12 protein-coding genes are annotated in these 17,770 nt (G+C 47.2%); 6 read left to right on the plus strand and 6 right to left on the minus strand.

Translation table 11 applies throughout. The features are described from left to right. Position 1 precedes the first annotated feature (1 nt). From L6466_RS10645 to L6466_RS10660, 4 genes are all read right to left on the minus strand, one after another. Entirely contained in the window at positions 2–1,261 is a 1,260-nt protein-coding gene (locus tag L6466_RS10645) for a tetratricopeptide repeat protein (RefSeq protein ID WP_237795284.1), read from the minus strand. A 26-nt stretch (positions 1,262–1,287) separates the two neighbouring features. Then, positions 1,288–3,777, minus strand: coding sequence for a DNA gyrase subunit A (gene gyrA / locus L6466_RS10650; protein ID WP_237796640.1), 2,490 nt, complete (start codon positions 3,775–3,777; stop codon positions 1,288–1,290). Positions 3,778–4,052: 275 nt separating this feature from the next. Next, positions 4,053–4,889: a DUF5715 family protein gene (locus L6466_RS10655; RefSeq protein WP_237795282.1), complete on the minus strand. Its 837-nt coding sequence runs from the start codon at positions 4,887–4,889 to the stop codon at positions 4,053–4,055. An 11-nt stretch (positions 4,890–4,900) separates the two neighbouring features. Then, positions 4,901–5,260, minus strand: coding sequence for a hypothetical protein (locus L6466_RS10660; RefSeq protein WP_091814932.1), 360 nt, complete (start codon positions 5,258–5,260; stop codon positions 4,901–4,903). Positions 5,261–5,377: 117 nt separating this feature from the next. Between L6466_RS10660 and lysS the strand changes: the two genes are divergently transcribed. Together lysS and L6466_RS10670 are read left to right on the plus strand one after the other, a co-directional pair. Further along, positions 5,378–7,165 carry a lysine--tRNA ligase gene (gene lysS / locus L6466_RS10665; RefSeq protein ID WP_091852472.1) on the plus strand — a complete coding sequence of 596 codons (1,788 nt, stop codon included), beginning with the start codon at positions 5,378–5,380 and terminating at the stop codon, positions 7,163–7,165. 20 nt (positions 7,166–7,185) lie between these two features. After that, the gene (locus tag L6466_RS10670; RefSeq protein WP_091814954.1) at positions 7,186–8,181 is read left to right on the plus strand and encodes an NAD(P)H-dependent glycerol-3-phosphate dehydrogenase; all 996 of its coding nucleotides are present in this window, start codon (positions 7,186–7,188) and stop codon (positions 8,179–8,181) included. Between the two features lie 19 nt (positions 8,182–8,200). On the opposite strand, the gene L6466_RS10675 is transcribed toward L6466_RS10670, so the two are convergent. After that, the gene (locus tag L6466_RS10675; protein ID WP_237812940.1) at positions 8,201–9,400 is read right to left on the minus strand and encodes a PAS domain-containing sensor histidine kinase; all 1,200 of its coding nucleotides are present in this window, start codon (positions 9,398–9,400) and stop codon (positions 8,201–8,203) included. Between the two features lie 153 nt (positions 9,401–9,553). Here L6466_RS10675 and L6466_RS10680 point away from each other — a divergent pair, with 153 nt between their 5' ends. The 3 genes from L6466_RS10680 to L6466_RS10690 are packed head-to-tail and all read left to right on the plus strand — an operon-like array spanning position 9,554 to position 15,011. Beyond that, entirely contained in the window at positions 9,554–11,071 is a 1,518-nt protein-coding gene (locus tag L6466_RS10680; RefSeq protein WP_091814960.1) for a THUMP domain-containing class I SAM-dependent RNA methyltransferase, read from the plus strand. A 49-nt stretch (positions 11,072–11,120) separates the two neighbouring features. Further along, entirely contained in the window at positions 11,121–13,232 is a 2,112-nt protein-coding gene (locus L6466_RS10685) for a S9 family peptidase (RefSeq protein ID WP_237795278.1), read from the plus strand. Between the two features lie 30 nt (positions 13,233–13,262). Further along, positions 13,263–15,011, plus strand: a complete 1,749-nt coding sequence (locus L6466_RS10690) for a tetratricopeptide repeat-containing sensor histidine kinase (RefSeq protein WP_237795276.1) — start codon at positions 13,263–13,265, stop codon at positions 15,009–15,011. Here the strand turns inward: L6466_RS10690 and L6466_RS10695 are convergent, their stop codons facing one another. Next, positions 15,012–16,337, minus strand: coding sequence for an OmpP1/FadL family transporter (locus L6466_RS10695; protein WP_237795275.1), 1,326 nt, complete (start codon positions 16,335–16,337; stop codon positions 15,012–15,014). It abuts the gene before it with no gap. A 160-nt stretch (positions 16,338–16,497) separates the two neighbouring features. Between L6466_RS10695 and purD the strand changes: the two genes are divergently transcribed. Continuing rightward, a complete protein-coding gene (gene purD / locus L6466_RS10700) occupies positions 16,498–17,766 on the plus strand; it encodes a phosphoribosylamine--glycine ligase (protein ID WP_237802929.1) in 1,269 nt (422 codons plus the stop codon). Positions 17,767–17,770 lie beyond the last annotated feature (4 nt).

Below are 17,770 nucleotides of genomic sequence, written 5' to 3' on the forward strand. Positions count from 1 at the left end.
ATTATCGTCCGGCATTCACCAGGGCCTCCATCTCGTCAGACTTGGCCTTGTTGCCCAGCGAATAGTAAATCTGATAGAGAGGATATGCCCAGTTCACCTTCTCACGATCGGGATCCAGTTCTTTGGCACGCTCCAGGAATGACAGGGCATCGGTCAGGATAGCCTTCACCTTGTCGGCATTAGCCTTTGTCAGACCGCCAGTATTCTTGTCGGCCAACTTATCCTTCAGGTCGATGGCCTTACCATTCAGACATACACCAGCATTGAAGATACACTGGATGAAGGTAGGATCAATCTCGATAGCCTTCTTGTAAGACTCAACAGCATTGTCCCAGTCGCGCTCGTTCATCTGCACCTCACCCTTCAGGGCCCAAGCCATCTTGTTCTCAGCATTCAGAGCAATTTCTTCCTCAGCCCAAGCAGCCAGAGCCTTCTGGTTGTTTGAACGGGTATAGAACTCCATCAACAGGTTGAAGTAGCGTTCCTCCTCAGGATTGGCCTTGTGCAGATCCTTTACCGTGTTGACATAAGCCAGTGAGTCCTCGGCAGTCTTCATGGTCTCCTTCTTAGAGAAGAGCAGAATCTCGTTAGCCTCAGCAGCCTTCTTAGGATCCTGGGCTGCGATATGTGCATACTTCTCTGCAGTAGCGTAGTCTTTCTTCTGATAAGCCACCAGACCTGCATAGTAAGCAATCTCAGAACGATACTGGTCCTTGCTCAGGTCAGCCACATCAGCGAACCCCGTAAACAGTGGATTCTCAGGGCTGTCGATATAGAGCGACCACTTAGCAAGAGCACCGTCGAGGTTCTTGTGGTTATAGTCGAACAGACCGGCATTGATCAGGTTCAAGCGAACATTCATCATGCGCTGCTGGTTTCCCTGACGGTAGCGAATCTTTACCTTACCCTTCTCATTGGGCAGTACGTCATACTTATCGCACTCGATAGCAGCCTTCAGGGCCTCATAACAGGCATTGTTCATACCCAGGGTATCGAAAGCCACTTTCTTCTGAGCCACCTGATTCTTCAGGTTCTCCTCCTGAATGGCAGAGAACTTAGCAAACATAATATCAGCCTGAAGATTCCATGCTGCTGCCTTGTCTGTTGTCTCGCTTGAGGTGAGTGCAGGAGCCAACACCTGAGCGGCAGCATCAAAGTCACCTTTTGACTGCAGTTTCTTGGCTTCTTTCACCACTGCATCCTGTGCAAAGGCTGTGGTGGCAGCACCTGCCATCAGAGCCATAATCATTAGTTTTTTCATATTCATATTATTTATTAGTTAAACAGTTATTCGTTATTTGTTTCCTGGTTTTCTACTGCCTCCTGATTCTCCTGCTCCTCAGCCAGCTCCTCCTCAGTGGCTTTCTGCACCTTGCAGACGCTGGCAATGGTATCGTTCTTCTTGGTCAGGTTAATCAGACGGACGCCCTGAGTAGCACGACCCATGACACGTACCTCGCTGACATTCAGACGGATTAGGATTCCGCTCTTGTTGATAATCATCAGGTCGTTCTCGTCTGTCACCACCTTGATAGCCACCAGTCGGCCAGTCTTCTCTGTGATAGCGAGGGTCTTCACACCTTTGGTACCACGGTTGGTGATACGATAGTCCTCGATATCCGAACGCTTACCATAACCGTTCTCGCTGACCACCATGATGGTCTCGGTCTGAGGATCGTTCACGCATACCATGCCTACTACCTCGTCGTCGCCACCATCGAGACGCATACCAATCACACCCGTTGACACACGGCCCATGGTGCGAACAGCATCCTCGTTGAAGCGAACGGCACGTCCGTTGCGGTTGGCCAGCAGGATCTCGTTATGACCATTGGTCAGACGAACGCCTACTACCTGGTCGCCCTCGTTGATATTGATAGCACGAACACCGGCAGCACGCACGTTGCGGTAGTCGTACAGACAGGTCTTCTTGATAATACCCTGCTTGGTAGCAAACATCACGTAGTGTGTCTTCAGGAACTCCTCGTCGTTGAAGTTCTTGATGCGCAATACAGCATTGATAGCATCATCGGGCTCAATATTGAGCATATTCTGGATGGCACGACCCTTAGAGTTGCGGTCGCCCTCAGGAATCTCGTAGCACTTCTGCCAGTAGCAGCGTCCCTTCTGGGTGAAGAAGAGCAACGTGTTGTGCATGGTGGCAGGATAGATATACTCTGTGAAGTCGTTATCACGATGACGGGCACCCTTAGCACCAAGACCACCACGGCTCTGAGCATGGAAGTCGCTCAGCGGTGTGCGCTTGATATAACCCATGTGACTGATTGTAATCACCACGGGATCATCGGGATAGAAGTCCTCTGCATTGAACTCATGATCGAAGGGAATAATCTCCGTCTTACGCTCGTCGCCATACTTCTCCTTCACCTCCAGCAGGTCTTCCTTCATTACCTGCTTACAACGCTCAGGATTGTTCAGGATTTCTTCCAGGTCGGCAATGAGCTTCATCAAGTCGTCATACTCCTGATGCAACTGGTCAACACGCAGACCGGTCAACTGACTCAGACGCATATCCACGATTGCCTTTGACTGAAGCTCATCCAAATCGAAGCGCTTCTCCAAATTGCGCTGGGCATCGGTAGGCGTAGCAGACTGACGGATGATGTGCACCACCTCGTCAATATTATTCACTGCAATAATCAAGCCCTCCAGGATGTGAGCACGCTCCTGAGCCTTCTTCAAATCAAACTTCGTGCGACGGATAGTCACCTCATGACGGTGCTCAATGAAGTAGCGGATACACTCACGCAAGCTGAGCAACTTCGGACGCATCTTGCCATGAGTACCAGGGATGGGCACCAGGGCAATATTGTTCACAGAGAACGAGCTCTGCAGAGCTGTCATCTTGAACAGCTTGTTCAGAATCACATTGGCATTGGCATCGCGCTTCACGTCAACCACGATACGCATACCCTGACGACCAGATTCATCGTTGACATTTGAGATACCCTCAATCTTATGCTGGGTAGCCAGGTCAGCGATATAAGCCACGAGGTCGGCCTTGTTGACACCATAAGGAATCTCGGTCACCACAATCTTGTCGTGCTGCTCGCCAGCCTCAATCTCAGCCTTGGCACGCATCACGATACGGCCACGACCAGTCTCGTAAGCATCCTTCACGCCCTGCAGGCCATAGATATAGGCACCTGTAGGGAAGTCGGGACCGGGGATATATTGCATCAGGCCCTCGCAGTCAATCTCAGGATTATCGATAAAGGCGCAGCAACCGTCAATCACCTCACCCAGGTTATGGGTAGGCATATTCGTTGCCATACCTACGGCAATACCGTTAGCACCATTCACCAGCAGGTTGGGCACCTTGGTAGGCATCACGCTGGGCTCCAGCAAGGTATTGTCGAAGTTGGGGTCCATATCAACGGTATCCTTCTCCAGGTCGTCCATGATATGCTCACCCATCTTAGAGAGACGGCACTCCGTGTAACGCATGGCAGCAGGTGAGTCACCGTCAACCGAACCGAAGTTACCCTGACCGTCAACCAGCGTGTAGCGCATATTCCATTCCTGACCCATACGCACCAGGGCACCATATACAGATGAGTCGCCGTGGGGGTGGTACTTACCGAGCACCTCACCAACAACACGCGCACACTTCTTGTGTGGCTTGTCACTGGTATTACCAATACCCATCATACCATAAAGAATACGGCGATGCACAGGTTTAAATCCATCACGAACATCAGGAAGGGCACGGGCCACAATCACGGACATCGAATAGTCGATGTACGAAGACTTCATCTCTTCCTCGATGTTAATCTTCAAAATTCTGTCGTTGTCAATCGTCTGATCCACTTTTCTATCGTTTTACTTTTTTACCTTTTTACTCTTTTACTTTTTAGCCAAAATTGCGTTTAAGGCCATTTTTAAGCCCGCTGACGCGTTTTTAGCTTTTTCGTTCAGCGCACAAAGGTACGAAAATTATTAAGATAAAAAAAGCAAAAAGGTAAAAAAGTAAGGAAATAATTTCCATTTTTCACTTTTTTACCTTTTTAGCCTTTTACCTTTTTATTTTTTCACCTTACGGTCATATGAAAGCAACCCTGCTTCACCTCGTACTTAATAAAACAGCGATTTTGCTGACGCATATCATTAAGTACCTCACTCAAGATAAATTTCAACGAGTCGTTGCGTACCTGACGGCGACTGGGGCCGTCGGGATCCTCTACTGTCCTATAACGGTTATAACAGATATCTATTGTGGTGCCATAGAGATGACAGGAGTTTTCTGTGGCATTGCCATTATGGCGGCGCAGCTTGGCCACATCCTCCTGCGTACGGAGCACGCTGGTCACGATGAAACGATGCAAGGGCACACCTTTTACCTGCAGACTGTCAAAGAAAGCCTGACCGATATCCTGCAGAAGAACAGCTGCACGTGGTACCAGATATGGAATACTGCTATGCAAGGGGTCTATATAATAATAAGGTGAGCAGTCAATGAACACCAGTTCGTCTTTTCTCTCTTCCGCATCCAACCGGTTCTTCACCGGCTTAACGCCCCATCTGTTAGCTGCAATCAATTGCACACTATTACTATCAGGGAAAGCACCTTTATAGCTGGACACACTACGAATACGATGATAGCGTTCACCATCAGGCACATAGCGAGCAGAAACAGAAGGTGCCAGGACGGCTTCAGATTCAGGTTCAACAGCCGCAGGCTCCTCAACGACCTCAGCAACAGGGAGCTCGTTTGCAACAGAATCTACTGCCAGACTATCTGCTACCTCTGCCACGTCGGATGATGACGTAGCGATACCAGGAAAGGCACAACGTACCAAGGCCAGCACCATCACCGACACGCCAAAAACCTCAAGAAAACGATGTTTACGCTTATTATTACCCTTCATTTCCTTTCATCTCATCTTACAATGTGTCTCACATCCTCCTCGTCGGCAAGAACGAACACCTTGCCAAAGGCACCGACGGTGATGGGAAGCGTCTGGCCATGAAAGCTCACCGTGCCAACGGTAACTACCAGATAATCATCTACCTGCATATTACTCTGCAGGAAAGAACCGGCAGCATTCATCGCCATATCAGTACCCGCAGCAACCAGTTCATCCGGTAACTGAGCATTAGACACTTCTTGACTTACCACATTCATTGCCAACTGTCTTACCGCAGCCTGATGTTCCCATGGCTCTGGTTTGGAAAAAGCCATTGCTGCCAACAGAATCAGCACCACAAAGGTCAGAAAAACAAAAACTTTCTTAGCCATTCTTTCTTATTATTTTGTTTCAGGGCACAAAGATACTAAAAAAAACAAATAAAATTGGCGAATCTATTCTTTTTTTCGTAACTTTGCACCCAAATTGCAAATATTCGAATATAAGACATGAACATACTTGAACTGAGTGAACAAGAAATTCTCCGTCGACAGTCGCTCGACGAGCTGCGCAAGATGGGCATCAACCCCTACCCTGCCGCAGAGTATCCCGTAAATGCATGGAGCACAGATATTATTGAAAACTTTGAGGACTTACCCGTCATCGGAAAAGATGAGGAAGGCAACGATGTACGCGAGACGCCTACACCGGAGAACAGCCGTATGGTAAGTATTGCCGGCCGCATCATGAGCAAGAGCATCATGGGTAAGGCTGCCTTTGCCAAGTTGCAGGACTCTAAGGGTCGTATTCAGGTATACGTACAGCGTGATGCCATCTGCCCCGACGAGAACAAGGACCTTTACAACATTGTTTTCAAGAAGCTGCTTGACCTGGGTGATTTCATCGGTGTAAAAGGATACGTATTCCGCACAAAGACTGGAGAAATCAGTGTTCATGTGATGGAACTGACCGTATTGAGCAAGAGTCTGAAGCCACTGCCTGTGGTGAAGACTGATGCTGACGGTAAGGTATATGACGCATTCGATGACCCAGAATTGCGTTATCGTCAGCGCTATGTTGACCTGATTGTGAATGCTGGTGTTAAAGAGACCTTCCTCAAGCGTGCTACCATCATCCGCACCATGCGTCGCATCCTTGATGATGCAGGCTATACAGAAGTTGACACACCTATTTTGCAGAACATCGCAGGTGGTGCATCAGCCCGCCCATTCATCACCCACTTCAATGCCCTGAACCAGGACATGTACATGCGTATTGCCACAGAGCTTTACCTGAAGCGCCTCATCGTCGGTGGCTTCGAGGGTGTTTACGAGATGGGTAAGAACTTCCGCAATGAGGGTATGGATAAGACCCACAACCCAGAGTTCACCTGCATGGAGCTCTACGTGAGCTATAAGGACCTGCTGTGGGGTATGGACTTCACCGAGAAGATGCTGGAGGAGATTTGTACAGCAGTGAACGGCAAGCCTGAGGTGGAGATCGACGGCAAGGTTATCTCATTCCGCGCTCCATTCCGCCGTCTGCCAATCCTCGATGCTATCAAGGAGAAGACCGGTTTCGACTGCGACGGTAAGACTGAGGATGAGATTCGTGCATTCTGCAAGTCTAAGGGCATGGAGGTTGACGAGACCATGGGTAAGGGTAAGCTCATCGACGAACTCTTTGGTGAGTTCTGCGAGGGTACCTTCATCCAGCCCACTTTCATTACTGACTATCCCGTCGAGATGTCACCTCTTACCAAGATGCACCGCAGTAAGCCCGGGCTCACCGAGCGTTTCGAGCTGATGGTTAATGGTAAGGAACTGGCTAACGCCTACTCTGAGCTCAACGATCCTATCGATCAGGAGGAGCGTTTCGTAGAGCAGATGAAACTTGCTGACAAGGGCGATGACGAGGCTATGATTATCGACCACGACTTCCTGCGCGCTCTGCAGTATGGCATGCCTCCCACCTTCGGTATCGGTATCGGTATCGACCGTCTGGTGATGCTGCTCACAGGTAAGTTCGCCATTGGTGAGGTGATGCTGTTCCCACAGATGAAGCCCGAGAAGAAGGCTCCTCAGAGCAGCATCCAGGAATGGGAAGCTATTGGCGTACCCGAGAACTGGGCTTATGTGCTGCGTAAGGCTGGTTTCTATCTCATCCAGGACATCAAGGACGAGAAAGCTCAGGGCTTGCAGCAGAAGATTGGCGAGATCAACAAGAAGTTCAAGCTGAACTACGAGAAGCCATCTCTGGACGAGGTTCAGAGTTGGATTGATAAGGCGCAAGCTTAAAGTTCAAAGTTCAAAGAACCATGTACGACTGCGGTAAGATAGCAATAATCGGTGGAGGCTCATGGGCTACAGCCATTGCCAAGATTGTAGTGCAGCACACGCACCACATTGGTTGGTATATGCGTCGCGATGACCAGATAGAGGACTTCAGACGACTGAGTCACAACCCCAGTTACCTGACCAGCGTGCATTTTGACGTTCACGAGATTAATTTCAACAGCGATCTCAATAAAATTGTGGAGGCCTACGACACCTTGGTGTTCGTAGTGCCTTCACCTTATTTAAAAAATCACCTGAAGAAACTGAAGGTGAGACTGAAGGATAAATTCATCGTAACAGCTATCAAGGGTATTGTGCCCGATGAGAACCTGATTTGTACAGAGTACTTCCATCAGGTATTCGATGTGCCACACGACAACCTGGCCTGCATTGGCGGTCCCAGTCATGCAGAAGAGGTGGCACTGGAGCGATTGAGTTACCTTACTGTAGGATGTTCAGACATGGAGAAGGCCCAATCCTTTGCAGAAATACTGAACAGCCAGTTTATCAAGACAAAGACATCAACCGATGTTATCGGCATAGAATACTCCAGCGTTCTGAAGAATGTCTATGCCATTGCGGCAGGTATCTGCAACGGTTTGAAATTTGGAGATAATTTCCAGGCCGTACTTATAGCCAATGCCGTGCAGGAGATGGCTCGTTTCCTGCAAAGTGTACACCCCATTGAGCGCAATGTCTATGATAGTGTTTACTTAGGCGACCTATTAGTGACGGGCTACTCGAACTTTTCGCGCAACCGTGTTTTCGGAACGATGATTGGTAAAGGCTATAGCGTGAAAAGTGCCCAGATGGAGATGGAGATGATTGCCGAGGGTTACTTCGGCACTAAGTGTATGAAGGAAATCAACCGCCATTGGCACGTTAACATGCCTATCCTGGATGCCGTTTACAACATCCTCTACGAACGTATTGCACCAAAGATTGAGATTAAGCTGCTGACAGACTCGTTCCGCTAAGTATTTATTCGCTTCGAATTTACTTGATAGGAATATCTACCCTGAAGATAGAACCCTCGCCTAGTTTTGACTCTACTGTAACACTTCCACCAAGGCTGGAAGCCATCACACGACAGATACTCAGTCCTAAGCCAGCACCTGGAATAAATTCATCCACTTTGTAGAAACGTTCAAAGATACGTTCCAGATTCTCCTCTGCAATACCCTTACCAGTATCACGCACCCAGATACATACACGACCATCAACGGGATTGTCATAGCCTACGACAATAGAACCTTGCTGCGTAAACTTCATCGCATTGGAAATGAGATGATTGGCAATAGTACTCAGACGAATCATATCAGTGGTAATAGACAGTGCATCCTGAGCAAAACTGATATCCAACTTCACACCCGATGGTAACTTTTCAGCAAAAACTGCCATAGCCTCTGCCAACAACGTATTCAAGTCGAATGTCGTCATGACCAGCTGTTCCTGACCGGATTCAATCTTCGAGATATTCACCACATCATCAACAATACGCAACAACTTCTGCGTATTCTCGTGAATCAAGTCTAAAAGGCTCTTACGTTCATCCTGATCATCAATATCAGGCAACACACTAGTAAAACCAACGATAGCATTCAGTGGGGTACGAATCTCATGACTCATATTGGCAATGAATGCAGTCTTCAGACGGTCACTCTCTTCTGCACGATTACGTGCCTTTACCAATGCGTCCTCCAATGCCTTCCGGTCATCAATACACTGGGTGGTTCCTACGATTTTAACAGGTTTACCATCTACGTCACGTGCAGCCACTGTGGCATAACTTTCTTCCCAATAAAAAGAGTTATCATAAGGTACCAAAACCCGGTAAATCTCATGATAGGCAGAAGAATGACCATCGCACAAATCTGCCAAGGACTGTCGCACGCGTTCAGTATCATGCGGGTCCAGTGGCAAAAGACTGTCTCCCATAGCCATACCGTCAACATTGATATAATTATTACCTTTTTCACGGAAATCATGCTCAAAGGTAAACTTACCAGTCTTCACATCAAGATGCCAGATAGACAATTTCATGGTACCAAGCACGAACTCGTACTCTACATTGTGCTTACCAACTTTGTCCAACATCTGCAACTCCGACTTCAGTTGCTTACCAGCCCTAATCTGATACCATAGGACTACGCCCAACGATATAATCACAAGTACGAGAAGCACGTGTGGTAACATATTCAGAAACTGTATGTCAAGAGCAATATTTATCGTTAGGTTTATCATATAAGTGCAAAAGTACAAATATTTCCCGAAACGCAAAAAAAAATCACTATTAATTTTGTTTTTATTCTGTTTTTCTGTATATTTGCAAACGAAATCATAATAAAAATGGAAAACGAATTCGAATTAATCGCCAAAACGTTCATGGGACTGGAACCTGTGCTGGCGAAAGAGTTGACACAACTGGGTGCCAACAACGTGCAAATAGGTAGACGCATGGTGTCGTTTACGGGTAATAAGGAGATGATGTATCGCGCCAATTTCTCGCTGCATACAGCCATCAAGATTCTGAAACCCATCGCGCATTTCAAAGCACAAAGTGCTGATGATGTCTACGAAGAAATTAAAAAAATCGATTGGACTGAATACTTGAATAACGACCGCACCTTCGCTGTTGACTCTGTGGTATTCTCGGAAGAGTTCCGCCACTCAAAGTTTGTGAGCTACAAAGTAAAAGATGCTATTGTGGATCAGTTCCGTGAGAAGACTGGCAGTCGCCCCAACATTTCAGTTGCCAATCCAGACTTGCGTCTGCATATTCATATCGCAGACGTAGCACCTGGCAAGAGCGAGTGTACGCTCTGTCTGGACTCTTCTGGTGAGTCATTGCATCGCCGTGGCTATCGCCAGGAAAGCGTAGAGGCTCCCCTTAATGAAGTACTGGCAGCAGGTATGATTCTGATGACTGGCTGGAAGGGTGAGACCGACTTTATTGACCCTATGTGCGGTTCTGGCACACTGCTCGTCGAAGCAGCCCTCATCGCCCGCAACATGGCTCCGGGTTTGTTCCGAAAGGAATATGCCTTTGAGAAATGGCCAGACTTTGATGCCGATCTCTTCGACCACATCTATAATGACGACTCTAAGGAGCGTGAGTTCACACATCACATCTATGGCTACGACGTAGATATCAAGGCTGTGAACACTGCCCGTCTGAATGTGAAGGCCGCTGGTCTGACAGCAGACATCACTGTGGAAGAGCAGGATTTCAAGAACTTCACACAACCCAAGGAGAAGAGCATCCTGGTATGCAACCCTCCCTACGGTGAGCGTATCTCTACGCCCGACCTGCTGGGCACCTATCGTATGATTGGTGAGCGACTGAAGCATCAGTTCCTCAATAACGACGCATGGATTCTGTCTTACCGTGAGGAGTGCTTTGAGCAAATTGGTCTGAAACCATCTATCAAGATTCCTGTTTACAATGGCTCATTGGAATGTGAGTTCCGTAAGTACCAGATTTTTGACGGTAAACTGAAGGATTTCCGTAGCGAAGGCGGCGTAGTGAAGACCGATGACGAGAAGCGTCAGATGGCCGAGAAGCATCGTTTCAAGAAAAACCGTGAGTTCAAGCAGCGCCTGGACGAACAAGAGGAAAATGAGAGCAGCGATATCCGCTCATTTACTTTCCACAAACACGACTTCAAGAAGGAAGAGCGTGGAGAAAGAAGACCAAGAAGAGAGGACCGGGAAGACAGAAAGCCCCGCTACTCAAAGGATGCCGGCAAATCAAGTTTCTCCGGAAGGGGAAAGAAATATAGTGACAGTCCTAACCGCGGCGGACACGAGCGTTTCGACCGCAGTGGAGGAAAACGAAACAAGCGATTTAATCATGACGATGAATAATATTAAGCAATGGGCGCACTATGTAGCGTCCATTCTTCTCTTTACAGCAATGACAGCACCTATGTCTGCACAGAAGCTTTTCACACTGGAGGACCTGAACTTCGGTGGCACCAATTTCCACAATCTGAGGCCTGAGAATATCTTCCTCACATGGTGGGGCGACCAACTGATTCAGACAGACGTGGAGGAGTGCTACACCATTGACACCAAGACAGGCAAGAAGACATTGCTGTTTACTCTCGACGATATCAATAAATGGGCGGGCAGTGATGATGACCATTACGTGCGCCAACTGACGAATGCCACATTCCCCTACCCCAACGAGAAACTTGTCATGCTGGGCTTCAAGAAGTCTGTCATCCTGTTGGATTTCGGAAAGAAGAAGATTGTCTGGCAGGACAGCATCTCCGGACAGACAGCCTACGATTGGAATAAGACATCACGCGCTACGGCTTACGTGGAAGACGATCAGCTTTTTATTGCTGACGGACAAGGCAAGAAGCATCAGCTTTCTACTGACGGCAGTCGCGAGATTGTCTATGGACAGTCTGTTCACCGCAACGAGTTCGGTATTGAGAAGGGTACTTTCTGGAGTCCTGACGGACAGCATCTTGCTTTCTATCGCATGGACCAGAGCATGGTGACCGATTATCCACAGGTAGATATCTTCCCTCGCTCTGCCAGCTACGAGCCTGACAAATATCCGATGGCAGGCATGACTTCGCATAAAGTCACTGTAGGTGTATATGATTTAGGAACGCAGAAGACGGTCTATCTGCAGACTGGCGACCCAACGAATCGTTATTTTACGAATATCGCATGGAGTCCAGACTCAAAGACGATTTATATGTTCGAGCTCAACCGTGAGCAGAATGATTGCCGTCTTGTGAGCTATGATGCCACCACTGGTGCCAAGAAAGCAGAGCTCTATCGTGAGACCAGCGACAAATATGTAGAGCCGCTGCATCCCATCGTGTTCCTGCCTTGGGACAGTAACCTCTTTGTGATGCAGAGTCAACGCGACGGCTACAACCACCTGTACCTATATAATAAAAAAGGTGAGATGGTCAAACAGCTGACTAAAGGCGTATGGGTTGTCATGGATGTTCTGGGTTTCAATCAGAAAGACAAGAGCATCATCATTGCTTCTAATGAGAAACATGCGCTGCAAAGCAACTTGTATGCAGTCAACATCAAGACACTCAAGCGCACATTACTCGATAATGGAGAAGGCGTACACTGGGGAAAACTATCAAGCTCTGGCACAAAACTGTACGAAAAATACAGCACACCTACAACGCCAAATACAGTTAACGCAATAGAAATCTCAAACTTCAAACCTCGAATCTCAAACCTACTCACGGCTGAGGACCCTTGGAAAGACTATGTACAGCCCATATTTGAGAGTGGCAGCATTAAGGCGGCCGACGGCATGACAGACCTCTACTGGCGTATGGTGAAGCCGCACGACTTTGATATAACAAAGAAATATCCCACGGTGGTCTATGTTTATGGCGGTCCTCATGCTCATAATGTCGAGGCCTCATGGCACTGGGCAAGTCGCTCATGGGAGACCTACATGGCGCAAAAAGGCTATATCGTATTCATTCTGGATAATCGCGGTTCAGAGAATCGTGGACGAGAGTTTGAACAGGCCACATTCCACCAACTGGGACAGATAGAGATGCAAGACCAGATGAAAGGTGTGGAGTATCTGCGCACCCTACCCTACATCGACATGAACAGACTTGGTGTTCACGGATGGTCATTCGGTGGATTCATGACCATATCACTCATTACCAACTACCCTGACGTATTCAAAGTGGGCGTGGCAGGTGGCCCTGTCATCGACTGGAAATGGTATGAGGTGATGTATGGCGAACGCTATATGGGCACACCACAGAACAATCCAGAAGGCTATGCCAAGACAAGCCTCATCAATAAAGCAAAAGACCTGAAAGGAAAGCTCCAGATTATCACTGGATATAACGACAACACTGTTGTTCCCCAACACTGTCTGTCGTTCCTCGATGCGTGTATCAAAGCCGGCACGCAACCCGACTTCTTTGCCTATCCAGGAGAGGAGCACAACATGCGGGGACACGCCAGCGTACACTTACATGAACGAATCACGCAATACTTCGAAGACTACCTAAAATAACATAACATAAAACTAAACCTTTCTGACTATATGAACCTAAAACACATCACAGTACTTATAACACTTTCTCTGAACTGCATCACCACGGTGCAGTCCAGAGACTGTAAGAACGACTCCACCTATCTGGCCATGCGCACAGAGATGAGCAATGCATTCAACACAGGTGATAGTACAGACTTTTTTAAATCCGTCACCAAGCTTGAGGATTATTTACTTAAGCAAGGCGACCTGCACCTGTACTACACCCAACGATGTAACGAGATCGTCTTTCTGATGAACTCTCAGCATATCTTCGAAGCTTATAAGAAAGCACAGAAGTTATCGAAAGAGTTGCGAGAAAAGGGACTCGACAAGGAGATGTATATGGCTGTCAACATGATGGGGCATATCTATCGTTATTGCGGTAACCACGAGGGAGCAAAGAAAGCTTTCAATGAAGTGATTGAACTCATGGAGAAATATGGCTACTATGAGAGTATGCCTCCTATCTATATGAACATTGTCAACGTCGAGATGGACGACGATCCCAATGAAGCTATAGAAATGCTGGAGAAAGCTGCAGAAATAGCTCGCAAATATTCTCCTGAGCGTCTGTTTGATATTGAGTCACGCCGATTACTCAGCTATTATAACCAAGGAGATATGGAAAAGTTCGAGAAAGGTTATAATGCATATAAGAAAGGGGTTGATAGCGGGCAGACCACCATTCACGGACGCACCATAGAAGTATATCACGAGGCCTACAAGGGCAATGTGGACAAGGCAATCAAGATGGCGAAAGAAACACTCGGAGACGACGCTAACGAGATATGCATCAACCTCTACAAGAATGCAGGCAGATGGAAAGAAGCCTATGAGGCATTACGGGTTCAACTTGAAGAACACGACTCAATAGACAATATCATTCTGAGCAATAGCATGAAAGGTATTGAGGACGAGTTAAAGTTATACGAGATTGAACGTGAGGCAGCTCATACACGCACCGTGTACATGATTGTCACCATCTTGATTCTTACCATGCTCATCTGCGCATTATCCTATATTGCATTTGCTCGCCGACGCCATATGAAGGAACTGAAAAAGGCCTATGAACATGCCCTAGAATCAGACAACATGAAAACTGCATTCATCCGCAATGTGAGCCACGAGGTTCGTACTCCACTCAACATCATATCCGGATTTGCACAGATTATCGCAGACGGTAACATTACGATGTGTGCAGAAGAGCTGAAAAACATCTCGCAAATGGTGATTAAGAACACCAATATCATTACCAATCAGTTTGATGAACTCATAGAGATATCTCTCAACGAAAACTCTGGCGAAGAAATAAAAACAGAAGCCGTTGACATTCAACAGCTTCTGCTAGAAATAACAGGTGACTACCAACCTCTACTGAATCATGGTGTAGAAATCAAAATAGAAAACAATCTACCTGATTCATTCGCCATATCAACTAACAGGAAGATGCTTTACCGTATGGTCAGTCTGCTTATAGACAACGCCATTAAGAACACGACCGAGGGCTATATCCTTGCAAAGACATCTTTAACAGGTAAACATCTATATATAGCCATAGAAGATACTGGTTGCGGCATTGACCCTCAAGAAGCAGAACACATCTTCGAGCGATTCGTCAAACTTGATAATTTCAAGGAAGGATTGGGACTGGGACTGCCACTCTGCAGAATGATAGCCCACCGAATGAAGGGCGAGGTAATCCTCGATACTACTTACGCAGGTCCCGGTGCCCGTTTTGTTATCACTCTTCCTCTGTAATCAGAACTTATAGTCAATACCCAAGCCTATCACATGATTGGTACGGCTGAAGGTATCTGAACCAGTAAAGGGCAGGCCCTGATAAGCGGTCTGCTCTTTTTTGTAGTCACTATAAAGCGTACAGAAATAGCTGACATTCAATCGCATACGCTCATTCAGATTAACAGCAGCGCCACAACCTAATGAATAGCTATCACATGCGAAGGAAGTATGCGTCTGATAGTTATCGCTTAATCCATAGTCCGTACGCTGACCACCGAGACTCAATGTCAGTTTATCGTTGACATCATACTCTGCGCCCAGCAATACCTCGTGAGTACCATGCTCCAACTCATCCTGTCGATTATTGGCCATCTTGGCATTTTTATCATCAAAGAAATGATACTCTGCAGCAGCACGTAACTTTGGCGTAATCTCATACTGGGCAGCGACAGTGAGTAGTGAAGGCATGTCATAACGCGTCTTCACACCATCCATATATGGAGCCGTTTTTTCACCAAAGACAGCAGCCACCTGAGCAGGCGTCATACCAGTCACCGTAGCCGACAGTTCCTTAGTATCATTTTCCGTGTTGATCTTCGTACGGAACTCATAACGGGCTGCCACAGTAAGTGGTCCCTGATGGAAATCAACACTCACAATAGGCGCAAAGCCCCAACCTTTCTGCAAGCAGTCCAACTGCAGACTAACAAGTTCGGTGCCGCCCATATTTGCCAGCACATGTCCACGGTTATAACCATCATAATAATTGGCACGCATACCTACGGCAGCACTCAGGAAATCAGTCAGCTTGTATGTGAAGTTCAACTGACCACCATAAATATACTGCTTACCCTCCATCTGGGCATCCATCGCATACGTACCAGGCATCACACCCTTCTGAGCCAACATAGTCGTGATAGGCACTGTAAACATAGGAACACCCTCATCGTATTTCACAAAGCCACCGCTACCCACGATGCCAATCATCGCTGAAACAGCCCAACGCTCCTGCTTGTAAGAAGCAAAAAGCGCGGGTACAATGGGAGCCGATGCCTTACCATTATATTTCTGGTGGAAGTTATTGCCAACCATCAGGAAATTAGGAATATCGGTCTCGATATCACGATTCTGCCAAGGTTTCTGGAAATTCAGTGAAAGTTGAAGACCTTCATGTCCCCATGCCAAACCTGCAGGGTTACTGTAAGCGGCATCAATCTCCGTTGTAGCACCTCGAGCAAACATTCGATCGAATGCAATGTGATAGTTAGTGTTGGTCATAAGACCACCAGCCTCAGCTGCCAAAGTAGCAGAAGCCATTGTCAACATTAACAAAAATTTCTTCATAAAATAAATAATGGTTTAGTTTGAGACTGCAAAATTAGTAATTATTTCCGAAAAACTAGTCAAAAACTAACAAAAACATTAATTTTACCCCTATTTTTCTTTTGTTTTTCGCACAAATTGCACTACCTTTGCAGACGATTTCGAAATCAACCGACTTATTATGAAGATTTTACTTTTGGGAAGTGGCGGCCGCGAGCACGCCTTAGCTTGGAAAATTGCTCAGAGCGAGCGAGTAGAGAAACTGTTTATTGCCCCTGGTAATGCAGGTACCTCAAACTGCGGAGAAAACGTCAACATGAAAGCTGACGACTTTGAAGCCATCAAGCAATTCATAGTGGAAAAAGGTGTCGACATGGTAGTTGTCGGCCCTGAGGATCCATTGGTAAAGGGCATCTATGACAATCTTGGTCAAGATGATCGTACCAAGAACATCCCCGTTATTGGTCCCTCAAAGACAGGCGCCGTACTTGAGGGCTCGAAAGACTTCGCCAAAGGATTTATGCAGCGCCACAACATCCCCACAGCCCGCTACGAGACTTTCGACGGTGAACACCTGCAAGAGGGATTAGCCTTTCTGGATACACTTGAGGCTCCCTATGTATTAAAAGCCGATGGTTTGTGTGCCGGTAAGGGAGTTCTTATCCTGCCTACCCTCGAAGAAGCGAAGAAAGAACTCAAGGATATGCTGGGCGGCATGTTCGGCAATGCCTCTTCAAGAGTTGTCATTGAGGAATTCCTCAGCGGAATTGAGTGTTCAGTTTTCGTTCTCACCGACGGAGAGCACTATAAGATTCTGCCCGAGGCAAAAGACTACAAGCGTATCGGTGAAGGCGATACCGGTCTGAACACAGGCGGTATGGGCAGTGTTTCTCCCGTTCCCTTTGCCACTAAGGAGTGGATGCAGAAAGTGGAGGACCGTATCATCCGTCCTACTGTAGAAGGTCTGAAACAGGAAGGTATCGTTTACAAAGGTTTCATCTTCTTTGGACTCATCAACGTAAAGGGTGAACCTATGGTTATCGAGTACAACTGTCGTATGGGTGATCCTGAGACAGAGAGTGTGATGCTCCGTCTGAAGAGTGACATTGTGGATCTTTTCGAAGGCGTAGCTGAAGGAAATCTTGACAAGCGCCAGATTGAGTTCGATGAACGTGCAGCCGTATGTGTGATGCTGGTTAGCGGAGGTTATCCAGAAGCCTACAAGAAGGGCTATCCCATCACTGGCATCGAAAATGTAGAAGGCAGCATTGTATTCCATGCAGGAACAGCAACCGTAAACGGTCAGGTGGTGACCAATGGCGGTCGCGTTATCGCTGTTTCTTCTTACGGAAAAGACAAGGAAGAAGCTCTGAAGAAGTCATTCACAGAGGCTCAGAAAATTCAGTTCACAGACCAGTATTTCCGTCGCGACATCGGAAAAGATCTTTAAACAG

The organism is Prevotella communis, assembly GCF_022024175.1.
Classification (GTDB): domain Bacteria; phylum Bacteroidota; class Bacteroidia; order Bacteroidales; family Bacteroidaceae; genus Prevotella; species Prevotella communis.